The sequence below is a fragment of the Streptomyces sp. NPDC054765 genome, assembly GCF_053612065.1.
On the sequence record NZ_JBSHBP010000029.1, the window covers coordinates 1 to 25789 of the forward strand.

At 72.7% G+C, this 25789-nt stretch carries 21 protein-coding genes and 1 tRNA gene; 9 read left to right on the top strand and 13 right to left on the bottom strand.

Annotated features, from left to right (window positions below; translation table 11 throughout):
• On the bottom strand, nt 1–474 hold a 474-nt coding region (locus ACWGJY_RS19595; protein WP_453262077.1), incomplete at its 3' end, for a DUF2510 domain-containing protein.
• Nucleotides 475–710: 236 nt separating this feature from the next.
• Here ACWGJY_RS19595 and ACWGJY_RS19600 point away from each other — a divergent pair.
• Both ACWGJY_RS19600 and ACWGJY_RS19605 read left to right on the top strand, forming a co-directional pair.
• A complete protein-coding gene (locus ACWGJY_RS19600; protein ID WP_453262078.1) occupies nt 711–1190 on the top strand; it encodes an SsgA family sporulation/cell division regulator in 480 nt (159 codons plus the stop codon).
• 191 nt (nt 1191–1381) lie between these two features.
• Nucleotides 1382–1747, top strand: coding sequence for a tetratricopeptide repeat protein (locus ACWGJY_RS19605; RefSeq protein ID WP_453262145.1), 366 nt, complete (start codon nt 1382–1384; stop codon nt 1745–1747).
• Between the two features lie 64 nt (nt 1748–1811).
• Here ACWGJY_RS19605 and ACWGJY_RS19610 read toward each other — a convergent pair whose 3' ends face one another.
• The 5 genes from ACWGJY_RS19610 to hppD all read right to left on the bottom strand — a co-directional run bounded on the left by ACWGJY_RS19610 (nt 1812) and on the right by hppD (nt 6818).
• Nucleotides 1812–3290, bottom strand: coding sequence for a dihydrolipoyl dehydrogenase family protein (locus ACWGJY_RS19610; RefSeq protein WP_453262079.1), 1479 nt, complete (start codon nt 3288–3290; stop codon nt 1812–1814).
• 82 nt (nt 3291–3372) lie between these two features.
• Nucleotides 3373–3666: a ribosomal protein L7/L12 gene (locus ACWGJY_RS19615; protein WP_453262080.1), complete on the bottom strand. Its 294-nt coding sequence runs from the start codon at nt 3664–3666 to the stop codon at nt 3373–3375.
• Between the two features lie 9 nt (nt 3667–3675).
• A complete protein-coding gene (locus ACWGJY_RS19620) occupies nt 3676–3999 on the bottom strand; it encodes a hypothetical protein (protein ID WP_453262081.1) in 324 nt (107 codons plus the stop codon).
• 160 nt (nt 4000–4159) lie between these two features.
• Nucleotides 4160–5524: an FAD-binding oxidoreductase gene (locus ACWGJY_RS19625; protein WP_453262146.1), complete on the bottom strand. Its 1365-nt coding sequence runs from the start codon at nt 5522–5524 to the stop codon at nt 4160–4162.
• A 139-nt stretch (nt 5525–5663) separates the two neighbouring features.
• Nucleotides 5664–6818, bottom strand: a complete 1155-nt coding sequence (hppD, locus tag ACWGJY_RS19630; RefSeq protein WP_453262082.1) for a 4-hydroxyphenylpyruvate dioxygenase — start codon at nt 6816–6818, stop codon at nt 5664–5666.
• Nucleotides 6819–6947: 129 nt separating this feature from the next.
• Between hppD and ACWGJY_RS19635 the strand changes: the two genes are divergently transcribed.
• The 5 genes from ACWGJY_RS19635 to ACWGJY_RS19655 are packed head-to-tail and all read left to right on the top strand — an operon-like array spanning nt 6948 to nt 11265.
• Nucleotides 6948–7415, top strand: a complete 468-nt coding sequence (locus ACWGJY_RS19635; RefSeq protein ID WP_030986863.1) for an Lrp/AsnC family transcriptional regulator — start codon at nt 6948–6950, stop codon at nt 7413–7415.
• Nucleotides 7416–7429: 14 nt separating this feature from the next.
• Nucleotides 7430–8077, top strand: a complete 648-nt coding sequence (locus tag ACWGJY_RS19640) for an ABC transporter permease (protein WP_328386586.1) — start codon at nt 7430–7432, stop codon at nt 8075–8077.
• Nucleotides 8070–9335 carry a betaine/proline/choline family ABC transporter ATP-binding protein gene (locus ACWGJY_RS19645; RefSeq protein ID WP_453262083.1) on the top strand — a complete coding sequence of 422 codons (1266 nt, stop codon included), beginning with the start codon at nt 8070–8072 and terminating at the stop codon, nt 9333–9335. Before ACWGJY_RS19640 ends, ACWGJY_RS19645 begins: the two co-directional genes overlap by 8 nt.
• Nucleotides 9332–10252: an ABC transporter permease gene (locus ACWGJY_RS19650; protein ID WP_453262084.1), complete on the top strand. Its 921-nt coding sequence runs from the start codon at nt 9332–9334 to the stop codon at nt 10250–10252. The genes ACWGJY_RS19645 and ACWGJY_RS19650 overlap by 4 nt, the downstream gene beginning before the upstream one ends.
• Nucleotides 10249–11265, top strand: coding sequence for a glycine betaine ABC transporter substrate-binding protein (locus ACWGJY_RS19655; RefSeq protein WP_453262085.1), 1017 nt, complete (start codon nt 10249–10251; stop codon nt 11263–11265). The genes ACWGJY_RS19650 and ACWGJY_RS19655 overlap by 4 nt, the downstream gene beginning before the upstream one ends.
• A 107-nt stretch (nt 11266–11372) precedes the next feature.
• Here the strand turns inward: ACWGJY_RS19655 and ACWGJY_RS19660 are convergent, their stop codons facing one another.
• From ACWGJY_RS19660 to ACWGJY_RS19670, 3 genes are all read right to left on the bottom strand, one after another.
• Nucleotides 11373–12152 (bottom strand): S16 family serine protease, encoded by a 780-nt coding sequence (locus ACWGJY_RS19660; protein ID WP_453262086.1) that lies wholly within the window; start codon nt 12150–12152, stop codon nt 11373–11375.
• Nucleotides 12153–12259: 107 nt separating this feature from the next.
• Nucleotides 12260–12901 (bottom strand): IclR family transcriptional regulator, encoded by a 642-nt coding sequence (locus tag ACWGJY_RS19665; RefSeq protein WP_453262087.1) that lies wholly within the window; start codon nt 12899–12901, stop codon nt 12260–12262.
• A 440-nt stretch (nt 12902–13341) separates the two neighbouring features.
• Nucleotides 13342–15138 carry a DEAD/DEAH box helicase gene (locus ACWGJY_RS19670; protein WP_453262088.1) on the bottom strand — a complete coding sequence of 599 codons (1797 nt, stop codon included), beginning with the start codon at nt 15136–15138 and terminating at the stop codon, nt 13342–13344.
• Nucleotides 15139–15944: 806 nt separating this feature from the next.
• On the opposite strand from ACWGJY_RS19670, the gene ACWGJY_RS19675 reads away from it, so the two are divergent.
• Together ACWGJY_RS19675 and ACWGJY_RS19680 are read left to right on the top strand one after the other, a co-directional pair.
• The gene (locus ACWGJY_RS19675) at nt 15945–16808 is read left to right on the top strand and encodes an alpha/beta fold hydrolase (RefSeq protein WP_453262089.1); all 864 of its coding nucleotides are present in this window, start codon (nt 15945–15947) and stop codon (nt 16806–16808) included.
• Between the two features lie 168 nt (nt 16809–16976).
• Nucleotides 16977–17048, top strand: a tRNA-Cys gene (locus ACWGJY_RS19680).
• Nucleotides 17049–17250: 202 nt separating this feature from the next.
• Here ACWGJY_RS19680 and ACWGJY_RS19685 read toward each other — a convergent pair.
• From ACWGJY_RS19685 to ACWGJY_RS19700, 4 genes are all read right to left on the bottom strand, one after another.
• Nucleotides 17251–19581, bottom strand: a complete 2331-nt coding sequence (locus ACWGJY_RS19685; RefSeq protein WP_453262090.1) for a xanthine dehydrogenase family protein molybdopterin-binding subunit — start codon at nt 19579–19581, stop codon at nt 17251–17253.
• Between the two features lie 73 nt (nt 19582–19654).
• Nucleotides 19655–22195, bottom strand: coding sequence for a (2Fe-2S)-binding protein (locus tag ACWGJY_RS19690; protein ID WP_453262091.1), 2541 nt, complete (start codon nt 22193–22195; stop codon nt 19655–19657).
• A gap of 100 nt (nt 22196–22295) precedes the next feature.
• The gene (locus tag ACWGJY_RS19695) at nt 22296–23192 is read right to left on the bottom strand and encodes an FAD binding domain-containing protein (RefSeq protein ID WP_453262092.1); all 897 of its coding nucleotides are present in this window, start codon (nt 23190–23192) and stop codon (nt 22296–22298) included.
• A gap of 346 nt (nt 23193–23538) precedes the next feature.
• Nucleotides 23539–25278, bottom strand: coding sequence for a beta-N-acetylhexosaminidase (locus ACWGJY_RS19700; RefSeq protein ID WP_453262093.1), 1740 nt, complete (start codon nt 25276–25278; stop codon nt 23539–23541).
• Nucleotides 25279–25789 lie beyond the last annotated feature (511 nt).

Genomic DNA, 25789 nt, shown 5'->3' on the forward strand with positions numbered 1-25789 from the left:
GGGGGGGGGGGGGCGGGGGGGCGGGCCCCGGCGGCCGCCCCCCCCCCCCCCCGCTTCCGGCGAGCCCCAGGAGATCCGGCGGTCGGACTCGGCGCCGTACCCGCCCTGCCGGGAGGCGTCGGCCTGCCAGGCGGCCGCGGGTTCGGGGCCGTTGCCGTGCAGCCGGGCCGGGTCGTCCCAGCCGGCGGCGGGCCGGGCCTCGACCTCGCCGCTGCGGCGGACGGCCGGCAGCGCCGCGCCGCCGGCCGCCTCCTCCTCGTCGAAGAAGACCGGGCCGGTCTCCTCGACGGACGGCGGCGGGGCCGCGCCGGGCGGCGGCGCGGGCATCGCCTCTCCCTCGGCGGGGGCGGGCCGGCTGGTGCCCGGCACCCATGCGGCACCGTTCCAGTACCGGATGTAGCCGGGGATGGACGGGTCCGGGTAGAAGCCTGGCGTGGGGCTACCGCCGGCAGATCCTGAGGTAGGGGCGCTCATGTCCGAAGTCCCGTATCTGTACTCGGCCTGGTGGGTGTGGGGTGCAGTCTGCCGCAACGCGGCGTCCACATCTATCAGACCCGGGTTGCCCCGGTACTCATGCCCGCCCACGACCACCTGGAAGAGGCGGGGGAAAAAAGTTGTACGAAGTCGTGTAATGGTTCGGCGGCCGGCGCCTCTCCCTCTGTGCGGGCCCGGTACCGGGTGTCCGCGGGGAGCGAGGAAAGGCGGACGTCATGCACACCGTGGTGGAACGAGAGCTGGAGCTGGGCCTGGTGCTGTCGCCGGAGCGGAGCATTCCGGTGCCGGCCCGGCTGATGTACCGGACGGACGACCCGTTCGCCGTCCATGTCGCCTTCCATATCGGTTCCCACTCCCCGGTCGACTGGACCTTCGCCCGCGAACTCCTCATCGAGGGCGTGTTCCGGCCGTGCGGCGACGGCGATGTGCGGGTGTGGCCGGCCAAGCTCGACGGCCGCAGCCTGGTCTGCATCGCACTCGACTCGCCGGACGGCCGGGCGCTGCTGGAGGCTCCGGCCGCGGTGGTCTCCGCATGGCTGGAGCGCACCCTGCGGGTGGTCCCGCCGGGGTCCGAGCAGCGGTATCTGGGCCTCGACAAAGGGCTGAACGACCTGCTCGCCATGGCGTCGACGGACGAGCGGCCGGGCGGCCCCCGGCCCTCGGACGAATCCCCGGAGCCCGGGGCCCAGGGGTGACGGACACGTCTTCGGGGGACGGGCCGTGACGGGGAGGCCGGCGCAGCGCGGCGTTGCGTTGCGCAGCGTTGCGCCGGCCGGACCGGTGGAATGTTCTGCCGCGCCGCGCTGTTGGGGGCGGTATGACGGACAGCTACCGCGCACGGACAGGTCAGGACACCGGCCGCACGGCGTACGGCACCGGTGCCGCGGTGTCCGGCACCGGCCCGGCGCCGTACGACGAGGGCTACTACGGGCACGGGACCGCCGCCGACCGCTGGGCGCGGGCCGGGCTCTTCTTCGAGGCGAAGGACTTCACCGCCGCGGCGCGGATCCTGCGCGGGCTGGTGGACGAGGATCCACCGCCGGTCGCCCCGCGGCTGCTGCTGGCCCGCGCCTATTACCACTCCGCTCAACTGGGGCGTGCCGAGGCGGAGTTGCGGGCCGTCCTGGACCGTGATCCGGTCGAGGCGTACGCCCGTCTGATGCTCGGCCGCACCCTGGAGCGCCAGGGGCGGGCCGGTGAGGCCGCCGGGCAGCTGCGGATCGCCGCGGCGCTCGGCGCGGACGGCGCCTGACCCCCGATGGCCCGGCGCCTGACCCCCGATGGCCCAGCGCGGTACGCCGGCCCGGCGCGCCGCCTCAGCCGCGGTACGCCTCCAGCAGCCGCAGCCACACCTCGCTGATCGTCGGGTAGGAGGGCACCGCGTGCCACAGCCGCTCGATGGGGACCTCGCCGGTCACCGCGACCGTCGCGGAGTGCAGCAGCTCGCCGACGTTGAAGCCGACGAAGGTGGCGCCGAGCAACACCTCCCGGTCCAGATCGACGACCATCCGGGCCCGGCCGCGGTAGCCGTCCGCGTACAGGGAGGCCCCGGCCACGCCTCCCAGCTCCTGGTCGACCACCCGGGTGCGGTACCCGGCCTGCTCCGCCGCGGCGGCGGTCAGGCCCACCGAGGCGGCTTCGGGGTCGCTGAAGATGACCTGCGGGACGGCGAGGAGGTCGGCGGTCGCGGAGTGCGCGCCCCAGCGGTCGGACTCCAGGATCGGGACGCCCCGGGCGCGCGCGGAGATCGCGGCGCCGGCGATCCTGGCCTGGTATTTGCCCTGGTGGGTCAGCAGCGCGCGGTGGTTGACATCGCCGACGCCGTAGAGCCAGCCGCCGGTCACCCCCGGTACCCGGAGGCTGTCGTCGACGTCCAGCCATGAGCCGGGGGTCAGGCCGACGGTCTCCAGGCCGATGTCCTCGGTGCGCGGGGCCCGGCCCGTGGCGATCAGGAGTTCATCGGCGACGATCTCGTCGCCGGGGGTACCTCCCGGGCCGCCGGACCCGGGGGGAGAGTCCAGCAGGACGGTGACCGGGCCGCCCGGGGCTTCCCGGCGCACCTCGCGCACCTCGACGCCGGTCCGCAGGAGGACGCCGGCCTCGGCGAGCGACTCCGCGACCAGGTGGCCGGCGAACGGCTCCATACGGGGCAGCAGGCCGTCGCCGCGCACCAGCAGCGTCACGGAGGAGCCCAGGGCCCGCCAGGCGGTGGCCATCTCGACGCCCACCACGCCGCCGCCGACCACCACCAGGCGGCCGGGTACGGCCTTGGCGCTGGTGGCGTCGCGGCTGGTCCAGGGCCTGGCCTCGGCGAGCCCGGGGACGGGGGGCAGCACCGCGCGGCTGCCGGTGCACACCGCGACCGCATGGCGTGCGGTGAGCACCCGTGCGCCGTCGACGACCACCCGCCGGGGCCCGGCCAGCCGGCCGTGGCCGCGCACCAGGTCGATACCGGCCGAGTCCAGCCAGCGGACCTGTCCGTCGTCCTTCCAGTAGGAGACGAACTCGTCGCGGTGGGCGAGCACCGCGGGCACGTCCAGGGGTACGTCCGCGGCGTCCTTGAGGCCGGGGACCCGGCGTGCCTCGGAGCGGGCGGTGACCGGGCGCAGCAGGGCCTTGCTGGGCATGCACGCCCAGTAGGAGCATTCGCCGCCGACCAGCTCGCTCTCCACGATCACCGCGCTCAGCCCGGCGGCATGCGCCCGGTCGGCGACGTTCTCCCCGGTCGGCCCCGCCCCCAGCACAATGACGTCATACGCCTCATCAGCGGCTTTGGTCGCTTCGGTCGCTGCCATCGGCTCTCGCTTCCTGCGTGGGCATGAGGTGGCCCGGCGGGGCCCGGCGGGTCCTTCTGGCCATCCTCTGCCCAACGGGCCGTCAGCGCATCCGGCGTTCGACCGCTTCCTTGGCCTCGACGAGGTCGGAACCGGTCACCTCGCGGTGCACCTTGATGGCCTGGATCTTCTTGCCCTGCGCGAGCAGGGTGTCCATCTCGGCCATCCTGGGGTCCTCCGGTTCGGCGATCCCGGCGTGCGCGAGCAGCAGGTCCGTCTTGCGCTCCAGCTGCTGGAGCCGGCGGCTCAGCTGCCTGGCCCGGCGGTCGGCCGCCTGGGCGTTCAGGTAGACGCCGAACAGGAGGAGAACGGTGGCAAGGGGGAGCACGTATTCCATGGCGGTACTCTATGAGGCCGCAGCGCGAGCCATGAACACGACAGTCGCCGCGGGGCCGTGCACGGTGCCGCGGACGGCCGGTGCGCCGTCGGTGAGGATCTCGCACTCGGCGTAGGCGTCGGGCCCCTCCAGAGTGAGGGTGAGCATCGGCATCGCGCCCACGCCCCGCGCGTCGGTCACCACGAACCACGGCAACTCCGGCCGTGCCACCTGCTGTTCGCCCCCGGAGTCTCCCGGTGCCTGGACGGCGTAGGTGAGGTCGTCGACACCCTGGCCGGTCACCCGGAAGGTGACCATGCCCTCGCCGGGTCTGTGCGGATCGTTGATCGTCATAGGAGCAGTCAACCGCCCTTCCCCCGCCGTGTACATCCGGGTCGTGGCCCGTGCGGCGGCGTTCCGAGGCGCCGGGTCAGGGCAGCTGCCGGAGCTGGGTCATCACGACAGGCACAGCCGCACGGGACAGCCCTGAGGAACAGCGCCGGGCCCGGGTGCTTCAGAACAGCTTTCCGGGGTTGAGGATTCCCAGCGGGTCGAAGACGTCCTTGATGCCGCGCTGCAACTCCACGCCCACCGGGCCCAGTTCGCGCGCCAGCCACTCCTTCTTCAGGACTCCGACGCCGTGCTCGCCGGTGATGGTGCCGCCCAGGTGCAGGCCGAGCGCCATGATGTCGTCGAACGACTCGCGGGCCCGGCGGGACTCGTCGGGGTCGGCGGCGTCGAAGCAGACGGTGGGGTGGGTGTTGCCGTCGCCGGCGTGGGCGCAGACGCCGATGGTCAGGCCGTACTTCTCGGCGATGGCGGCGGTGCCGTCGAGCATCTCGGCGAGCCGGGAGCGCGGGACGCAGACATCGTCGATCATGGTGGCGGACTTGACCTGTTCCAGCGCGATCAGGGCCAGCCGGCGGGCCTGGAGGAGCAGATCGGACTCGGCGGCGGTCTCGGCGGGCACGACCTCGGTGGCGCCCGCGGCGGTGCACAGCGCGCCGACGGCGGCGAGGTCGGCGGCTGGTTCGGGGGTGTCGAAGGCGGCCAGCAGCAGCGCCTCGGTGCTGTCCGGGAGGCCCATCTGCGCCATGTCGTTGACGGCGCGGATGCTCGTCCGGTCCATCAGCTCCAGCAGCGAGGGGGCGTGGCCGCGGGCCATGATCTCGCAGACGGCCCGGCAGGCGGCCGCGGTGGAGGGGAATTCGGCGGCCAGCACGAGCTGTTGCGGCGGCTGCGGCTTGAGGGCGAGGACGGCGCGTACGACGATGCCCAGGCTCCCTTCGGAGCCGACGAAGAGCCGGGTGAGGTCATAGCCCGCCACGCCCTTGGCGGTGCGCCGGCCGGTCGTCAGCAGCCGGCCGTCGGCGAGGACCACGTCCAGGCCGAGGACGTACTCGGCGGTGACGCCGTATTTGACGCAGCACAGGCCGCCGGAGGCGGTGCCGATGTTCCCGCCGATGGAGCACTGCTCCCAACTGGAGGGGTCGGGCGGGTAGTAGAGGCCGTGGGCGTTCACCGCGCGGGACAGGACGGCGTTGATGACACCGGGTTCGACGACCGCGATCCGGTCGACGGGGTTGATCTCGATGATCCGGTCCATCTTGACCAGGGAGAGCACGAGGCAGCCGTCGGAGGCGTTGGCGGCGCCCGACAGTCCCGTGCGCGCCCCCTGCGGCACGACCGGGACCCGCAGCTCGGTGGCCGTGCGCATGACGTGCTGGACCTCTTCGACGGTGCGCGGCAGGACGACCACGGCGGGCGTCCCGGCCTCGCAGAAGCTCGCCATGTCATGGGCGTAGGAACCGGTGACGTCGGGGTCGGTGAGGATCGCTTCACCCGGAAGTCCGGTACGCAGCCGTGCGATGAGGTCCATACCGTCCAGCGTCGCATCCGCGGGCCGTACACGGAAGATCGCCACGGGGAGGGTGCCTCGCCGGACGGCACCCGGAACCGGCCACCGACCGGAACCGGGTGTCGTCCACCGACCGCGGGCGCTCGGCACGCCGCAGGGCTCAGAGGTTGCCGCGCCGCTCCTGCTCGCGCTCGATCGCCTCGAAGAGGGCCTTGAAGTTGCCCTTGCCGAAGCCCATGGAGCCGTGCCGCTCGATCATCTCGAAGAACACGGTCGGCCGGTCCTGGACCGGCTTGGTGAAGATCTGCAGCAGATAGCCGTCCTCGTCGCGGTCGACCAGGATCTTCAGCTCACGGAGCGTCTCCACCGGCACCCGGGTCTCGCCGGCCCACTCGCCGAGGGTGTCGTAGTAGGAGTCGGGGGTGTCCAGGAACTCCACGCCGGCGGCGCGCATCGCCCGGACGCTCGCGACGATGTCATTGGTGGCCAGCGCGATGTGCTGGACGCCGGGGCCGCCGTAGAACTCCAGGTACTCGTCGATCTGCGACTTCTTCTTCGCGATCGCGGGCTCGTTGATCGGGAACTTCACCTTCAGCGTGCCGTCGGCGACGACCTTCGACATCAGCGCGCTGTATTCGGTGGCGATGTCGTCGCCCACGAATTCCTTCATGTTGGTGAAGCCCATGACGTTGTTGTAGAAGGCCACCCACTCGTTCATCTTGCCGAGTTCGACGTTGCCGACGCAGTGGTCGATGGCCTGGAAGCGCCGCGGGCCGGTCTCCACCAGGGACTCGGCGGCGACGAAGCCGGGCAGGTAGGGGCCGTCGTAGCCGGAGCGCTCGACGAGGGTGTGCCGGGTCTTGCCGTACGTGGCGATGGCCGCCAGGACGACGGTGCCGTGCTCGTCCTGGAGCTCGTAGGGCTTCTCCAGGCCGGTGGCGCCGTGGGCGACGGCGTGCTCGTAGGCGGCACGGGCGTCCGGGACCTCGATCGCGAGGTCGATGACACCGTCCCCGTGGGCCGCGACATGACCGGCGAGGAAGCGGCCCCATTCCGTCGTGGGCCGGATCACGGAGGTGAACACGAACCGGGCGCCGCCGGATTCGAGCACATAACTCGCGGTCTCGCGGCTGCCGTTCTCCGGGCCGGAGTAGGCGACGCGCTGCATGCCGAAGGCGGTGGAGTAGTAGTGCGCGGCCTGCTTGGCGTTGCCGACGGCGAAGACGACCGCGTCCATCCCCTTGACCGGGAAGGGGTCCGCCTGCCGGGCCGTGTCGGGGGCGATGGGCTGGGTGTGCATCGTGGTGTCTGCCATGGTCGCAGAGTCCCTCCGATCCACAAGGTGCGCAATAGTTTGCGAATCTCCTGGGCATTATGCATAGCGAAGAGGCGGATCAGCCGGGCTATCTGTACATGATGACCATTGAAAGGGAGAGCACAGACGATGGCGATCGATCATTTGGACGGGGCGCTGCTGGAGCTGCTCGCCGAGGAGCCGCGGATCGGCGTCCTGGAGGCGTCCCGGCGGCTGGGGGTGGCGCGCGGGACGGTCCAGGCCAGGCTGGACCGGCTTCAGTCGAATGGAGTGATCCGGGGCTTCGGGCCGGATGTGGACCCGGCGGCGCTCGGCTATCCCGTGACCGCTTTCGCCACACTTGAGATCAAACAGGGGCAAGGCAATGACGTACGTGCCCACTTGACGACCGTTCCCGAGGTGCTGGAGCTGCATACAACGACGGGACACGGGGACATGCTCTGCAGGCTCGTCGCCCGGTCCAACGCCGATCTACAGCGGGTGATCGACCGGGTTGTGGGCTTTGATGGGATCGTGCGGGCATCGACGGCAATCGTCATGGAAAATCCAGTTCCGTTGCGGATCGTCCCGCTGGTGAAACAGGCATCGGGAGACTGAACCGAGGAGACCGAGTGAGCTTCTGGGAGTACGTCGGCACCCGGCACGCCCAACTGCTGACGGATACGTATCAGCACGCCAGCGCGGTCTTCCAGTGCATGGTGCTCGCCACCCTGCTGGGGGTCTTCATCGCCGTGGTGACCTACCGCAGCGAATGGGCGGGCAACCTCGCCACCACCTCGACCGCCACCATCCTGACCATCCCCTCCCTGGCCATGATCGGTCTGCTGATCCCGATCGTCGGCCTGGGCGTCCCCCCGACGGTGATCGCGCTGACCCTGTACGGGCTGCTGCCGGTGGTCCGTAACGCCATCGTCGGACTGCGCGGGGTGGACCCGGACCTGGTCGATGCGGCAAACGGCATCGGGATGTCCCGCACCGCCCGGCTCTTCCGCGTGGAACTGCCGCTGGCCTGGCCGCCCATCCTCACCGGCATCCGGGTCGCCACCCAGATGCTGATGGGCATCGCCGCCATCGCCGCCTTCGCCTCCGGCCCCGGCCTGGGCAACGAGATCTTCCGTGGCATCGCCTCGCTGGGCAGCGCCAACTCCCTCAACCAGGTGCTCTCCGGCACCCTCGGGATCGCCATCCTCGCTCTTCTCTTCGACGCCGCGTACGTCCTGATCGGACGCCTGACCATCTCCAGGGGGATCCGTGCCTGAGACGCCAGAGAACGCCACCACCTCCGGGGCCAGGATCCATCTGGAGAACCTGACGAAGATCTACCCGGGGAGCCCCGGCCCCGCGGTGGACAACGTCAACCTGGAGGTCAAGGCCGGCGAGATCGTGATCTTCGTGGGCCCCTCGGGCTGCGGCAAGTCCACCTGTCTGAAGATGATCAACCGGCTGATCGAGCCGACCTCCGGGCGGATCCGGATCGGCGACGAGGACGTCACCGACATGGACCCGGTCAAGCTGCGCCGCAAGGTCGGCTACGCCATCCAGGCGTCCGGCCTCTTCCCGCACATGACGGTCGCCCAGAACATCGCGCTGGTCCCGAAGATGCTCGGCTGGTCCTCGTCCAAGGTCAAGAACCGGGTCGAGGAGATGCTCGACCTGGTCGGCCTGGACCCGGGCGAGTTCCACGGCCGCTACCCCCGTCAGCTCTCCGGCGGCCAGCAGCAGCGCGTCGGGGTGGCCCGCGCGCTCGCCGCCGACCCGCCCGTCCTGCTGATGGACGAGCCGTTCGGCGCCGTCGACCCGATCACCCGCGACCACCTCCAGGACGAGCTGATCCGCCTCCAGCACGAGCTGCACAAGACCATCTGCTTCGTCACCCACGACTTCGACGAGGCCATCAAGCTCGGCGACCGCATCGCGGTGCTCCGCGAGCGCTCGCACATCGCCCAGTTCGACACCCCCGAAGCCATCCTCACCAACCCGACGGACGACTTCGTCTCGGGTTTCGTGGGTGCCGGGGCGGCGCTCAAGAGGCTGAACCTCACCCGCGTACGGGACGTGGGCGTGGTCGACTTCCCCACGGCCGGCCTCGACGACCCGCTGCAGTCCATCTTCGACCGGCTGCGCTCCGGTTCCCACAACGAGTTGCTGCTGCTGGACCGCAACCGCCGCCCGTACAAGTGGCTGCGCCGCGGCGATCTGTCCCTGGCCAAGGAGTCGCTGGCCCGCGCCGGCACCCTGGTGGCCGACACGGTGACCCGGGACGCGACGCTGCGCGACGCCCTGGAGGCCGTGCTCACCGACAACGCGGGCCGGGTCGCGGTCACCGGGCGGCGCGGCGAGTACATCGGCGTGGTCGACATGGAGACGCTGATGAACAACGTCCATGAACTGCTGGAGGCGGACCGCCTCGAAGCCGTCGAGCATCAGCACCAGCTCCAGGAACTGCGCGCCCGCCGCACGCATCTGGCGCAGGAGGGCGTGGACGGCGCCGACGGCGGCCAGGGGGTCAAGGCATGAGCCCCCGCGACGGGAGCAGCCCGCACGGCGGGGGCGGACCGCACGGCGGGGGCGGCCCCCGCCGGGGCGAGCGGCGCCCGAGCGACCACGAGGCCCTCGCCTTCCGCGACGAGGTCGAGATGGAGCAGCGGGAGGTGGCGTCCGGCGAGGCGCCCGCCCCGTCCGCGGCGGTCGGCCGGCGCCGGATCAGCTGGCAGAAGTGGACCTTCATGCCGGCCTTCCTGGTGGCCGCGCTGCTCGCCACCTGGCTGTGGTTCCGCGGCGCCCGGCTGGACTCCATCGCCCACCAGGCGGTGGACAACGGCAAGGTGTGGCTGGCGCTGCGCCAGCACATCCAGCTCACCGCGGTCTCCACCTTCTTCGTGCTGATCATCGCGATCCCGCTGGGCATCGCGCTGACCCGGTCCAAGCTGCGCAAGGCCACCCCGGTCGCGATGGCCTTCGCCAACCTCGGGCAGGCCATCCCGGCCCTGGGTCTGCTGATCCTGCTGGTCATCTGGCTGGGCATCGGGGCCCGCTCGGCGATCGTCGGCATGGTCATCTACGCCGTGCTGCCGGTCCTCGCCAACACCATCGCCGGACTGCGCGGCATCGACCCGACGCTGACCGAGGCGGCCCGCGGCATCGGGATGTCCCCCATGGGTGTGCTCACCAAGGTCGAACTCCCCCTGGCCGTACCGCTGATCCTGGCGGGCGTCCGCACCGCGCTGGTGCTGAACGTCGGCACCGCGACACTGGCCACCTTCGGCGGGGGCGGCGGGCTCGGCGACCTGATCTCGGCGGGCATCGTCACCCAGCGGATGCCCGTACTGATCCTCGGTTCCGTGCTCACCGTGGCGCTCGCCCTGCTGGTCGAATGGCTGGCGTCGCTGGCCGAACTGCTGCTGCGGCCGCGGGGACTGGAGGCGACGGCATGAGGAACCACCCGCGTCCGGCCCCGCGCCGCCGTCCCGGAGCACGCCGGGCCGCCCTCCTCGCCGTCGCCCTGCTCGCCACGGCCGTGCTCGGTGGCTGCGGCCTGGTCAGCGGCAGCGCCATGACCGACAACGTGCGGCCGGGGCCGAAAGCCGGCTACCCGGGGCGCCCGCTCACCGGGGCGAATCTGACCGTGACCTCGAAGGAGTTCACCGAGCAGATCATCCTCGGCCAGATGATGGGCATCGTCTTCGAGGCGGCCGGCGCCAAGGTCATCGACAAGACCAGCATCCAGGGTTCGATCGGCGCGCGGGAGGCCGTCAAGTCCGGCACGGCGGACGCCGCGTACGAGTACACCGGCACCGGCTGGATCACCTACCTCGGCCACACCAAGCCGATCGTCAACCCGCAGCAGCAGTGGAAGGCGGTCCGCGACGCGGACCGGAAGAACGGCATCGTCTGGCTCCCGGCGTCGACGCTGAACAACACCTACGCGCTGGCGCTGAACCCCGCGAACCAGAAGAAACTGGGCGTGCACAACCTCTCGGAGGTCGCGGCGCTGTCCCACAAGAACCCCGGCGCCGTGACGATGTGTGTGGAGAACGAGTTCGCGACCCGCAACGACGGCCTGCCGGGCATGGCGCGGGCCTACGGCATGAACGTGCCGTCCGCCAACATCCGCAAAATGACCGGCGGTGTCGTCTACACCGAGACGGAGAAGGGCACCTGCGCATTCGGCGAGGTCTTCACCACCGACGGCCGGATCAAGGCCATGCATCTGCACGTCCTGGCCGACGACAAGCACTTCTTCCCCAACTACAACGTCGCGCCCGAGATCAACGCCCAGGCCCTGAAGAAGTACCCGGCCATCGCCGAGGTCCTGGCTCCGGTCACCAAGGCCCTCAACAACACCGTCGCCCAGGAGCTGAACCGCAAGGTCGACGTGAACGGCCAGGACCCGCACGAGGTCGCCAAGGACTGGCTGCTGCGGGAGGGGTTCATCAAGGAGGGGTAAGGCACAGGGAAGGGTGAGGTACCGGGAAGGGCGAGGCACGAAGAGGCCTGGCCGCGGGAGGCGAGGCAGGACGCTGCGGCAGCTCAGCGGCTCAGCAGCTCAGCTGCTCAGCAGCTGGGTACCTTGCCCCCGGTCTGCAGGGCCTTCAGTGCGTCCACCGCGCCGTCCAGCGTCGTGACCGGCACCAGCCGCATCCCCTTCGGCAGCTCCGCCCGCGCGTCCGTGCACTCCTTGCGCGGCACCAGGAAGACCGAGGCACCGTCCCGGTGTGCGGCCTGCGTCTTCAGCGGGACCCCGCCCACCGCGCCGACGTTCCCGCCGGCGGTGATGGTCCCCGTCCCGGCGATGGTGTGGCCACCGGTCAGGTCGTGGCCCGCCCCGTCGCCGTCCAGCTTGTCGACGATGCCGAGGGCGAACATCAGCCCGGCGCTCGGTCCGCCGACGTCCGCGAGGCTCAGCTTGACCTTGATGTCCTTGGCGGACTTGCCGAGGTGGCCGAGCGCGGCACTGGTGGCGGTGTCCTGGGATTCCTGCATCTGCTTGGCGTTGTGCTCGGCGATCTCCTCGGTGTTGTTGCCCACCGGGTAGACCGCCTCCCGCGGCATCACGGCCTCGTCCGTGCGGAACCAGCCCTTGAGGATGTCCGACAGATGGACCGAGGCGTCCGGGCCGGTGGCGACGATCGAGGTCATCCGCAGCTGCCCGCTCGTCTTACGGGAGCCCGCGCCGGTGATGGTGATCACCGGCTTGCCCTTGTCCACCCCGAGGACATTCGCCGTCATGCCCGGATAGGCGACGGAATACGGCAGCGGGGCGAGCGCCGCCGTGATGAGGAGGGCGAGAACGAGGGCGGTGCAGACCGCCAGGGCGCGGGTGCGTGAGGACACTCCGCCACCCTAGTTGACCCCCGCCTCACCAGGGCCGCAAGGAGCTGTGGCCTCACGACACGGCCACCGCCCCTTCACACTCCGTGACCCCGCACCGGACCCCGGCCTCAGCGCAGCGCCTCGGCCACCTCACGGGCCGCGTCCACCACCCGCGGTCCGATCCGCTCGGAGACGGTGTCGGCGAGCATCACCACGCCCACGCTCCCCTCGATGCCGCTCACCCCGATCAGCGGTGCCGCCGCACCGCTCGCGCCGGCCTCCAGCTCCCCGTGCGTCAGGGCGAGTCCGGCGTCCTGGATACGGCCCTGCCGGGCCTTGAGGATCGCCCGCCCGGCGGCTCCCCGGTCCAGCGGATGACGGAACCCCGCCCGGTAGGCCACGTGGTAATCGGTCCAGGTCGGCTCCACCACGGCGACGGCCAGCGCCTCCGTACCGTCGACGAGGGTGAGGTGCGCGGTGGCCCCCACGTCCTCGGCGAGCGACCGCAGCGCGGGCAGTGCGGCCTCCCTGACCAGCGGATGCACCTGACGGCCCAGGCGCAGCACGCCCAGCCCGACCCGGGCCCGGCCGCCGGTGTCGCGGCGCACCAGAGCGTGCTGTTCCAGCGTGGCCAGCAGACGGTAGACCACCGTGCGGTTGACACCGAGCTTGTGGGACAGCTCGGTGACGGTCAGCCCGTGGTCGGTGTCGGCGAGCAGTTTGAGGACGCGCAGCCCTCGGTCGAGGGTCTGGGAGGTCTCTGCGGTCACGACGCCTCCTGGGTGAGTGGCGGCCCTCGGACGCGACGCGCTGCGAGTACCGGAGCAGCGCGCGCTAGAGGCCGCCGGCCGCATGGCACCGGCTGCGCTCCGCGGCGGCGCTGCCACGGGGCGTGTGCGTGACCGGGACAGTAGCGATCCAGTCCGGTGAGCGGAAGGGTCCGTCCAGAATCCGGGCTTTCCTGCCCGGAATATCCCCGTAGGTCCGCCCACAGCGGACTGTTGTGTTTCAGGTAGGGCTACAGCGCCATCCGGGCGTTACGGGCGTGCGCGCGCCGGCACCCGGCGTCGGGGAAGAGGTCCGGGAGCCGGGGAGCGGGGAAGCCCGGGAGTCAGGAAGCCGGGGAAGCCGGGCCGGGGAAGCCGGGGAAGCAAAGGCACGGGGGGGGCGGCACGGAGCCGGCGCACCGCCCCACCGGGCGCGGGCGGACTCACCGCATCCGCGTGGCCCACTCCCGTACCTTCTTGATCCGCTCACCCAGCTGCCCGGCGGTGGCCTCCGCGCTCGGCGGCCCGCCGCACACCCGCCGCAGCTCGGTGTGGATCACCCCGTGCGGCTTTCCGCTCTGGTGGACATACGCCCCCACCAGCGTGTTCAGCTGCTTTCTGAGTTCCAGCAGCTCCTTGTGCGTGACCACCGGGCGCCGCTCGGCCGGCAGCTCCAGCAGGTCCGCTTCCTCATCCGGCCGCTTCTTGCTGTGCGCGATCTGCCGGGCCTGCCGCTTCTGCAGCAGCATCTGCACCTGGTCGGGCTCCAGCAGCCCGGGGATGCCGAGGTAGTCCTGCTCCTCCTCGCTGCCCGCGTGCGCCTGCATGCCGAACTCGGCACCGTCGTAGAGCACCCGGTCGAAGACCGCCTCGGACTCCAGCGCCTCGAAGGAGAACTGCTCCTGCTCGCCGGTGTCCTCGTCCTGCTCCTTGTTCGCCTCGTCCATCTCCTTCTCGGACTCGGCGTACGGGTCTTCCTCCCCGTCCTTCTTCGGCTTGTCCAGGACGTGGTCGCGCTCGACCTCCATCTCATTGGCGAAGCCGAGCAGCATCGGGACGGTGGGCAGGAAGACGGAGGCGGTCTCACCGCGCTTACGGGAGCGCACGAAACGGCCCACGGCCTGCGCGAAGAACAGCGGCGTCGAGATCGTGGTGGCGTACACCCCGACCGCCAGCCGCGGCACGTCCACCCCCTCGGACACCATCCGGACCGCGACCATCCAGCGGTCCTGGGAGTACGAGAAGTCGTCGATGCGCTGCGAGGCCCCGGTGTCGTCGGACAGCACCAGGGTGGCGCCCTCCCCGGTGATCTCCCGGATCAGCTTGGCGTACGCCCGCGCCTGCTCCTGGTCGGAGGCGATCACCAGCGCCCCGGCGTCCGGGATGGACTTGCGGACCTCGCTCAGCCGCCGGTCGGCGGCGCGCAGCACATTCGGCATCCACTCACCGCGCGGGTCCAGCGCGGTCCGCCAGGCCTGCGAGACCGCGTCCTTGGTCATCGGCTCGCCGAGCCGGGCCGCGATCTCGTCGCCCGCCTTCGTCCGCCAGCGCATGTTGCCGCTGTAGGAGAGGAAGATGACCGGCCGGACGACGCCGTCGCCGAGCGCGTTCCCGTAGCCGTAGGTGTAGTCGGCGGAGGAGCGCCGGATGCCGTCGTTCCCCTCCTCGTACGTCACGAACGGGATCGGGTTGGTGTCGGACCGGAACGGCGTACCGGTCAGCGCCAGCCGCCGGGTGGCGGGCTCGAACGCCTCCAGGCACGCCTCGCCCCAGGACTTGGAGTCACCGGCGTGGTGGATCTCGTCGAGGATCACCAGCGTCTTGCGCTGCTCGATCCGGTTGCGGTGCAGCATGGGCCGTACGCCCACACCGGCATAGGTGACCGCGATGCCGTGGTACTCGCGGCCCAGCGGCCCCGCGCTGTACTCGGGGTCGAGCTTGATCCCTATCCGGGCCGCCGCCTCCGCCCACTGCTTCTTCAGATGCTCGGTCGGCGCGACGACCGTCACCTGCTGCACGACGTGGTGGTGCAGCAGCCACGAGGCGAGCGTGAGCGCGAAGGTCGTCTTGCCGGCGCCGGGCGTCGCGACGGCGAGGAAGTCTCTCGGCTGGGTCTCGATGTAGCGGTCCATGGCCGCCTGCTGCCAGGCACGCAGCTTGTTCGCGGTACCCCAAGGGGCCCGTCCCGGGAATGCCGGGGACAGGTGATGGTTATTGGTGGCGCTGGTGGTGGTAGTCACGGTCTCCGTCGGCTGAACTCGGCGATCGGCAACCGCGTCAGCCTACCCGTGCCCGGGTTCACGCTCCGGGGTTACGGCACCGGCTCACCCTCGGGTGGGACCGAGGTCACATTCGTCATCCGGCCCTGGATACCGGTGATTTCCCTGGTGGGGCCGGGGCTGCGGCGGGCGGCGCCGCGGTCTCACCCCGGCTGCGGCCGCAACCGGGTTGTGACACCGGCACCGGCCAAGCCACCACCGCCCTCGCCGCGAACACGGCCACGAAGGCCGCCGGATGGCTCGCCGGGCCGGCACCGGCGGTGCCCCCGGGCCCGCCCGCCGCGATCGAGCCGCCGCCGAAGGCCCCGAACAGCACACCACTGATGCCGACGAAGGTGACATTTCCCAGCGTCGGACATCTGTAGGGACGCGGAGTTGCTGCCCGCCTCCTGCGGGTGCCGAGGTCGGTGCCGGGGTCGGTGCCGGGGCCTTGCCCGATGCCGAGGCCCTGATCGGTGCCAGGGCCCTGATCGGTACCGAGGCCCTGATCGGTGCCGAGGTCGGTGCCACGGGGGCGGTCAGCGGTCATCGGGCCGGCGTAAGGGCCGTAAGAGGGCTGCGCCCCTGTCGGAAGACGGGGATCGGATCGGCCGTCGAACCTACGCCGCGTGGGGCGGGGCCCATGCCGCGGTGGCCGGAACATCGCCGCGCATCCCCCGCGCCGCGCATCCCCCGCGCCGCGCATCCCCCTCGCCACGCCCCTCGCCACGCCCCTCGCCACGCCCCGTCACATCCCCTCGCCACCGCGCGTCGGGCAAGCTGTCCGTATGCCGCACTTCCGTACGTACGACGATGCCGAGCTCCACTACCGCACCCTCGGCCCGGCCGACTCGCCCCGGCCGCCCCTGGTGTGCCTGGCCGGCGGACCCGGACGGGATGCCGCGTACCTGGGCGACCTCGGCGGGATGGCCGCACACCGGCAGTTGATCATCCCGGACAGTCGCGGCACCGGCGCCTCCCCGGCCGCCACCGACCCGTCCCGCTACGCCTTCCCACAGCTCGCCGAGGACGTCGAGGCACTCCGCGCGCACCTGGGCCTGGAACGGTTCGCCCTGCTCGCGCACGACGCGGGGGCCGCGGTCGCCCAGGCGTACGCGGCGGGGTACCCGCAGCGGCTGACCCGGCTGGTCCTGGTCTGCCCCGGCTCCCGGCTGCAGGGCGAACTCCCCGACGACGCACGGGAGATCTTCGCCGCACGCGCGCACGAGGAGTGGTGGCCGCAGGCTTCGGCGGCGGTGCAGCAACTGGCCGAGACCTCCGACATGGACGAGGTACGGGAGCTGCTGTTCGCCGCGGCGCCACTCGCCTACGGACGCTGGGACGAGCCGCAGCGGGCCCATGCCGCCACGGAGGGCGAGCAGTTGGGGCCGGTGCCGCGGGCCGGGTTCTGGCAGGGCGTGGACGAGCAGCTGCGGCTGGCGCTGCTGGCCGGGCTGCGCGAGGTGGCCTGCCCGGTGCTGGTGGTGACCGGCGACCGGGACGCGGTCACCGGAATGCAGGCGGGCGAACTGGTGGCCGCGTCCTTCCCGGACGCCCGGGTACGGCCGCTGCACGAGGCCGGCCACTACCCGTGGGTGGACGAACCAGAGCTCTTCGGCCCAGTGGTGGAGGAGTTCCTGCACTCGGCGTGAGACACACCCTGCCGACGCCCCGCCCCGGCGGCTCCGCCCCGCTCATGAACGGCATGTTGCCCTGCGTTACCCCGCGTTGCCCCGTATTGCAGCTTCATGACACCCCGCCCCGCACCCTTGCCGGTCCCCCCACCACGCGGCCTACAGTCGGGACCAGCACACCAACCCGGCCGTGTGCCCGAGTGGTTCAGGGGCTCGCCTGCAAAGCGAGTTACGTGGGTTCGAATCCCGCCACGGCCTCGATGCACCGTATGCTCCCGCGCTCGCGCGCGATCACCGCGTGGTGCGTCCTCGATGCGGCTCCCCACCCGTGGGGGCCGCCTCGGGGTGCGTGGGGCACGCCCCTCGGCCCGGCGGGGTCGGTCGTCCCCCGCCTTGCGCCGGGCGTCCAACAGCTCTCCGAGGAAGTCGTTTCCCAGCGGGCTGCCCACGACTGCCCCTCCTACTGCTGCGCCGCCTGTGCCACCGCCGCCTGTGGGCGGATCGGGAGGCGGCCGATGGGGCGGCCGGTGGCGGCGCGGACCGCGGAGGCCACGGCGGCCGGCGAGGTGACGACCGGGATGGCGCTGGCGGGCTTGGCCCCGAACGGGGCGATCACGTCCCGTTCCTCGACGAGCTTGACGATCCGGATGTCCGGGGCGTCCAGCGCGGTCGGCAGTGCATAGCCGGTCAGATCGGGGTGGCGGACCTGGCCGCGGGTGGTGCGCAGGTTCTCCATCAGCGCGGCCCCCAGGCCCTGGGTGACACCGGCCTCGATACGGGCCCGCAGCTGGCGGGGGTTGAGCACCCGGCCCACGTCCTGGGCGACGGTCATCTCCACGACCCGGATGGTGCCGAGTTCGATGTCGACATCGGCGACGCAGCGGATCGCGCAGAACGCGAGGCCGACGAACGCATCGCCCTGGCCGCCCTCGTCCAGCGCCTCGGTCGGATGCGGCCGGCACTGGGCGGTGGCCCACAGTTCCTTGCCGTCCAGCGCCTCGGCGACGGTGGTGCTGAGCACCCCGTCGTAGGAAGTGATTTTGCCGTCGTTGATCTGCAGCAGCTCGGTGGACATCCCGAACTTGTGGGCCAGCGGCTGCAGCAGCTGCGTACGCACCATCTTGGCGGCACGCTCGACGGCGCCGCCGGAGACCCAGGTGTGCCGCCCGTGGCAGGCCGGGCCGGCCGGCGGCTGGTCGGTGTCGACGGCCGCGACCTGCACCTCCTCGACGCCGAGCGTCTCCTGCACGATCTGCCGCGCCAGGGTGGAGAACCCGGACCCGGTCTCGACGGCGGCGCAGATGACGGTGGCGACCGAGCCGCTGACCTTGACGGTGGCGGTGGAGACCTCGTCGGTGCCCTCCGCGCCGAGCATGTGCACCATGCCCAGCGCATAGCCGACGCCGCGGCGCACCGCGCCCGGCTCACCCGCGCCCTCGGGTCCGCCCGGCAGCAGCCACTCCGCTTCGGGCGCGTCCTTGGGCAGTTCGGGAAGCGGCGCCTCCTTGACGGCGCGCAGGAGTTCGTCGACCGGGGCCGGACAGGTCACCGTCTGCCCCGTGGGCAGCAGATCGCCGGTGGCCATGACGTTGCGCAGCCGGATCTCGTCGGGCTCCAGGCCCAGCCGGGCGGCCAGCTTGTCCATCTGGCCCTCGTAGGCGGCGCAGACCTGCATCGCGCCCTCGCCGCGCACATGGCCGGACGGCGGGTTGTTGGTGCGCACCGCCCAGCCGTCGACGACGGCGTGCGGGACGACGTACGGGCCGCAGGAGAAGGACACGGCCGCGGCGAGGGCGTCGGCGGAGGTGTCCGCGTAGGCACCGGCGTCCATCAGGATCTGGGCCTCCACCTTCACCAGCTTGCCGTCGGCGTCCGCATGGTGGCGGTAGCGCAGCAGCGTGGGGTGGCGGTGGGGGTGTGCGAGGAAGGACTCCTCACGGGTCGCGGCGAGCTTGACGGGGCAGCCCGTACGCAGCGCCAGCAGGCCCAGCGGCAGCTGGATGCCGGGGTCCTCGCGGTCGGCGGTGGCGCCGGGCACACCGGTCACCACGACCTTGACCTGCTCCGGTTCGAGGCCGAAGGAGGCGGCGGCGAGATCACGGTCGGTGTGCGGGTCCGTGGAGGCGGTGTAGATCTCCACGCCGCCGTCGGGGCGCGGCACCGCGAGCCCGGCCTCGGCCCCGATGGGCGCCGGGTCCTGGCGGCCGATCCGGTAGAGCCCCTCGACCATCACCTCGCCCACGACATCGGGGTCACCGAAGCGGAGCGGGATGTGCCGGATGAGGTTGCCGTCCGGGTGCAACGGCTCTGCCTCGAAGGCCAGTTGGGGATCGGTGACCGCGTCCTGGATCTCGTACTCGACGGCGATGGCGGCTGCGGCCAGCCGCGCCGTGTCGGGGTGCTCGGCGGCCACGGCGGCGATCGGCTCGCCGTGGTGGCGGACCTCGTCCTTGGCGAACACCGGGCGGTCGGCGGTGCCCCGGCCGTGCCCCGCGTCGCCGGGGACGTCCGCGTGCGTGACGACGACGCGTACGCCCGGCATCTCCTCGGCGGGCTTGGTGTCGACCGACAGGATCCGGGCGCGCGGGTGCGGCGAGCGCAGCACCGCGGCCCACAGCAGCCCTTCGGCCCACAGGTCGGCGGCGTACGGGAAAGTGCCCTCCGCCTTGGCGGGCGCGTCGGTGGACGGCAGGGACACGCCCAGGCCGTGCCCCGGCTCCTCGGCGGGGACCGGGACGCCCGCCGCAGCGGTCGCGGTGACGGCACCCGCGCCATCGGACGTGCCACTCATGCCGAAACCTCGCTTCGCCCGGCCTCGCACTCGCTCAGCGCGCACCCCTCCATGATTCGCTCGCTGCACTCGCTCATGCCGAGCCTCCCGTGTGCGGATCCTGGTCGTGCGGGGCGTGGCCCGTGGGGTCGGTGGGGCTCGTGGGGTCGGCGGGGCCCGCCTGGTGAGGAATACGGGCGGTGTCCGCCGGCGCCGCCGCGTCCGGGTCGTCCGCGGGGGCGTAGGCGGCCTCCGCGGCCTCCGCACGGGACTTGACGACCTCGTCGACGGCGTCCAGTACACCCCGGTAGCCGGAGCAGCGGCAGAGGTTGCCGCACAGCGCCTTGCGGGTCTCCAGCTCGCTGGGGGCGTGGTTGCCCTCCAGGAGGTCGTGGACGGTCATCGCCATCCCCGGTACGCAGAAGCCGCACTGCACCGCACCGGACGCGGCAAGCGCGCGCTGCACGTCGGAGGGCACGCCGTTCTCCGCGAGCCCCTCGACCGTACGGACCTCACTGCCCGCCGTGGTGGCCGCGGGCACCAGACAGGACGCCACCAGCCGCCCGTCCACCTGGACGGAGCAGGCCCCGCACTCGCCCTGCGAGCAGCCGTCCTTGGCGCCTGCCAGACCGAGCCGTTCGCGCAGCACATAGAGCAGCGACTCGCCGATCCAGGCGTCGGTGACCGGGCGGTCGATGCCGTTCACCCGCAGAACGTAGGAGGAGGCGGGGTGTTCGTCGTGGGTGTCGGAGTCGGGGTCGGAGTCGGGGTCGGTGTCGGGGTCGGTGTCGGGGTCGGTGCCGGGGTCGGTGCCGGGGTCGGCCGCGAGGTCCGGGGCGGACGCGGCAGCGGCGGTGGCAACGGGCCCGGCGGAGCCGTCGGCGTCGGCGGGCTCCCCGGTGCCGGTGGGCCGGGCGCCCCCGGTGGCCTCCGTCCGGCCGGCAGTGCCGACAGTGCCGGCATCGTCAGCATCGGTGGCATCCCCCGGCCCGGCACCCACGCCGACGGGCCCGGTGCCCGCCGGGTCGGGCAGGCCGGGCAGGCCGGGCAGGCCGCCGAGGTCCATGGGCTCACCGGGCCCGGTCTGCCCGGTCTGCCCGGTGGGCTCGTTGTGCCCGGTGGGTTCTTTGCGCTCGGTGGGCTGGTGGTGCGTGGTGGGCTCGTCGCGCTCCGGCAGGGCGTGCGCGAAGCCGTCGGCAACCGCCCTGTCGGCAACCGCCCCGGAAGACGAGGCGGATGAGGTGGACGAAACGGGTGACGCGGGTGACGCGGGCGCGGCAGGCCCGCTCGCGTCGCTGACCGGGAACTCACCCGATTCCCCCGGCTGTTCACCCTCGGCCGCCGGGATCGCCCAACCGCCCGCACCGGACACCTCGGCCGCAGCGCCCGCACCGGACACCTCGGCCATACCGTCGGGGCGCTCCGCCGCCTCCTGATGCTGCGCCACTTCCTGATACTGCGGCGCCCCGCCGTGCTGCGGAACCCCGCCGTGCTGCGGCGCCGCCTCCGTGGCCGGCGGCCACTGGGCCAGCGCGTCGGCCGGCAGCGACCAGTGTCCGGTCCCCTCTGCGGCGGCGCCGTTCAGGCCGCCGGCGCCCGTCCCGTACGGGTCGCCACCCGACGGGCCACCGCCGCCGGGCAGTTCACCCCCGGGCAGTTCGCCGCCGGGCAGCTCACCGTCCGGCTCGGCGCCGTGGCCCGGCAGGCTGCCCCCGCGCGCATACGGATCGCCCGCGACGGCGAAGGGGTCGTGCGCCGCCCCGCCGTGCGCGGCGTCCTGCGGCGGTGTTGCGGGGTGTGCTTCCGCCCCGTTCGTGGCGTTCAGCCCGGCGGTGAAGTTCCAGTGCCCGGTCCGGGCGGGCTCACCGGTGTCCGCCGCGTTCCCGGTGCCGTCGTACGCGCCGGCGCCCGGGTACCCGCCCTGGTAGCCGGCGGCGCCACCGGGTGCCGTGTGGCCCGGATATCCGGGATGGCCCGAATGACCGGAGTGGTCGGAGTGGTCGAAGTGGCCCGGCCCGTCGGGGTGGTGGCCCGGCCGGCCACCCGCATGCCCCGTATGCCCCAGCCCCGTATGCCCCGTCAGCCCCTCGTCGCCGAGCAGGTATTCGCCGGATTCCTCCAGGCCGTCGTCCGCCGCCGCGGGGACCGACCAGGTTCCGGTGCCGCCCGCCTCCGGGCTGCCCGCGACGGGCCAGTCCACGGAGTCGCCGTGCCACGGCCGGGCCCCCTCGGGCGCCCCGCCGTGGTAGCCCGTGGAGGGGCCGTGGTGGGCCGCATGCTCCGTCTGGGCCGGGTATCCGGCGGACGGGTCGGCGTATCCGGCCGACGGGTCCGCGAACGGCATCGTCCACTGGCCGGTGGCCGCCGGGTCGGTGCCCGCACCCGCGACCGGCGGGGCGGGGGCGTGCGGGGTGAAGGAGGCCGGCGGGGTGTAGCCGTGGCCGGGTGCGGCGAGCGGCTCGGCGCCCGGGGTGCCGTACCGGGGCGAACCGCCTCCGTAGACCCCGGTGGTGAAGCCCTCCGGGAGCTGCACGAAGGCCGTCGCCTCCGACTCGTACTCACCGCCCTGCGGCAGCGGCTGCCAGCCCTGTTCGGGGTGCGGCTGGTACGGATGACGGTTGTCTGCGTCGCTCATGCCGAGCCCTCACTTCGCTCGGCCTCGCATTCGCGAGGCGCGCACCGTTCGACGATGATCTCCCGGACTCCGGCCGGGGGGATCCCCCTGCTGCGCTCGCTCATGAGAGCGCCCTCCCCAGTGCGCGGCGGGCCAGGGCTGCCACCGTACGGCGCAGGTGCAGTGCGGCCGGCGGCAGGGTGGCCGGTTCCGAACCGTCCTCGGGCGGTGCCGGGTCCGGGATGCAAGCGGCGGCGACATAGTCGCCGAAGGCCGTCAGCGCCTCGGGCACCAGGCCGCGTTCGCCGTCCCAGTCGATGAGCGAGGCCACCCACTGTTCGGCTTCCAGGGGGCGCAGCGGCATGGCGGCGACCGCGCCCACCGCGCAGCGCACACCGCGCCTGGCCGGGTCCAGGACGAGCGCCACGGAGGCGGTGGCCCGGCCGGGGCCGGTGCGGCCGGTGGCCTTGAGGAACGTCTGCGGGGCGTGCAGCAGCGGCACCCGTACGAAGCCGACGAGTTCACCGGGGCCGAGCATCTCCCGGCCGGCCAGCAGATGGCTGACCGGGATCTCGCGGCGGCCGCCGTCGGGACCGGCGATGATCACGGTGGCTTCGAGAGCGGCGAGCACCGGGAGGGTGTCGCCGGTGGGCGCGGAGGTCACGATGTTGCCGCCGAGGGTGCCGGCGTTGCGGACCTGCGGCGGGCCGGCCGCGCGGGCGGCGGCGGCGAGGCCCGGGATCAGCGCGGCGAAGTCGGGGCGTCCCATACGGGCGAGGGTGAGGCCGGCGCCGAGCAGCGCATGGCCGTCCAGGTACTGCCAGCCACGGATTTCGCTGATCCGGCCGAGGCCCACCAGGGCTGCGGGTCTGAGGAGTCCGGCGTTGACTGCCGCCATGAGATCGGTGCCGCCCGCGACGGGCACGGCGGCGGGCATGGCGGTGAGCGCCGCCACCGCCTCGTCGAGCGAGGCCGGCAACGTCACCGTGTGCGACGCGTGCGGTGCGTGCGTGGTCAAGTCAGCTGCCCCTTCCCCGGTGTCCCGGCAGTTCCGCTCCGCCGTACGGTACGTGCTCCCAGCCCGGACGTGGCAACTCTGGCACATCTTCCCGGGCCCCCGGCGCGAGGGTCCGCGAACAGCTCGATCCGTCCCCGGACAAGGCGCTGGTCCGGTTTCGTCCGCCGCCGGCCGTGCGGGAACTGGGGTGTGGCGCGTCGGCGGAGACGCCCGGCGGTACGTCCGGCGGGGCAGCCGCCGTCGGTACGGCGCTGCCCGGTACGGCAGTACGGCGCTGCGAAGCAACCGCCGTACCGCACCACCGTCCCAGGGTCCGGCCGGACGGGCGCCCCCCTTGCACCGGGGCTCACACGTTTGGGGGCGCCCCGTCGATCGGACGTCCGAGCACACCGGGCCGTTTCTGCCAGGGCAGGGGGCCGCCGGGCGGGCGGTAGCCGACGCCGAGGGCGTCGAGGCGGGCGTAGTGGACGGCCATCCGCCGGGTGAAGTCCTGGTAGTCGCGGTCGGCGGGTGCGGGCAGCCGGGACCAGGCGACCTCGGCGAAGGCTGCCAGTCGCGGAAAGACCTGGTAATCGAGGCGCTCCTGACTGTCCATGACCTCGGTCCAGACGTTGGCCTGGGTGCCCAGGACGTGCGCGGCCTGGTCGGGGGTCAGCTCGGGCGGCACCGGCTCGAAGCGGTAGACGTCCTCCAGGGTGCGGACGTAGCCGATCGGTACCGGCTCGTCCGGGGAGGCGTGCTGACGGTGGTCCAGATACACCTGCTGTTCGGGGCACATCACCACGTCATGGCCGGATGTGGCGGCGGCGATACCGCCCGCGTAGCCGCGCCAGGAGGAGACAGCGAAAGGGGCCGCGCGAGGGGGGTCCCCCCGGACGGCGTCCGCGGGAGTGTCCGGCGGGGCGGTGGCGGGCGACGGGCGGGAGCTCCCGGCCGGTCCGCCCTCCAGGATCTCGTCCCAGCCGATCAGCCGCCGGCCGCGGTCGGCGAGCCAGCGGTCGAAGTGCCCGATGAACCAGCTCTGCAGCTCGTCCTCGCCGGCGAGTGACAGCTCGGCGATCCGCGCCTGGGCGGTGGCGGACGCCTTCCACTGGTCCTTGGGGCACTCGTCGCCCCCGAGGTGCACGAACGGCGAGGGGAAGAGCGCGAGGATCTCTTCGAGCACCTGCTCGTAGAACCGCAGGGTGGTGTCGGTGGGTGACAGTACGTTGGGGTTGACGCCCCAGGTGTCCCAGACCTTGAGGGAGGTGGTGTCGATGACGTCGGTGTTGCCGAGTTCGGGGTACGCGGCGATGGCGGCCTGCGAGTGCCCGGGAATGTCGATCTCGGGCACGACGGTGATATGCCGCTGGGCGGCGTAGGCGACGATCTCGCGGATGTCGTCCTGGGTGTAGTAACCGCCGTGCGGGCGCTCGTCCCAGAGGGGGGAGGCCCGGTGGCCGAGTTTGGTGCGCTCCCGCCGGCTGCCGACCTCGGTCAGCTTCGGGTGGCGCGCGATCTCGATCCGCCAGCCCTGGTCGTCGGTGAGGTGGAGGTGCAGGACGTTGAGCTTGTGGGCGGCGAGCAGGTCGATGGAGCGCAGCACCCCGTCCTTGGGCAGGAAGTGCCGTGCGACGTCGAGCAGCATGCCGCGCCATGCGAAGCGGGGGCCGTCCTCGATGGTCTGCTGCGGCAGGACGGCCGCGCGCCCGGGGGCGAGCGGTGCCCGGCGGAAGGCGTGCGGGCCGAGGAGCTGACGCAGCGTCTGCGCCCCCCAGAAGACACCGGCCGGGCTGCCGCCGGTGATCCGTACGCCCCAACGGGGCTCGGCCTCCAGCCGGTAGCCCTCCGCGGGGAGGGCCGGGTCGAGGGCGAGCGCCAGGGTGTCCGTCGCCTCGCCGGAACCGGGCGGGAGCGGCAGGCCGAAGGCCGCGCCGAGGGTGGCGCGCAGCCAGCGTGCGGTGTCCTCGGTGCCGGGCCCGGCCGCCAGCGCGGTCGCCTCGCCCAGGCGGACGGCGCTGCGGTAGGGCCCGTCGATGCTCAGCGGCGCCGGGACCAGGCCGCCGCCCGGTGCCGTGGAAGTGGAGGTGGGATCTGTGTCCGGCATGCCGTCCGTCCTTCACCGCGCCGCCCGGCCCAGGACCGGTCGGCCTGTACGAGTACGAAGAAGACCAGCACGGGGGCGGCCGTCACCGCCGATGCTGCCACGGTCCCGCCCCGGTCGTTCCGGTTCGGCGGGAACGGGAGGAGGACCGGCCGCAACCCGCGCGGCGCAATTCCGGGCGGACCACGGGCGGTTGTGCACCCCGCACGAAGGCGGTGCGCACCGGTACGGCCGGGGACAGTGGCGGTGCGCACCGGTACGGGAACGGTGGACGGCATCCGTACGGCGCCCCGGAGCGGGGGACGTTGGACGGCATCCGTACGGCGCACCCCCCCGCGGGGCGTCGGCCGCTCACCCGATCCGGGTACGGCTACGGCTACGGCTACGGCTACGGCTACGGCTACGGCTACGGCAGTCTCCCGCCCGGCCCGGTGCGCCCGGCACCCGGGCGGGTACGCCGACGGACCCGGTCCGCGCCCGGCGGGGTACGCCGACGGACCCGGTCCGCGAGGGA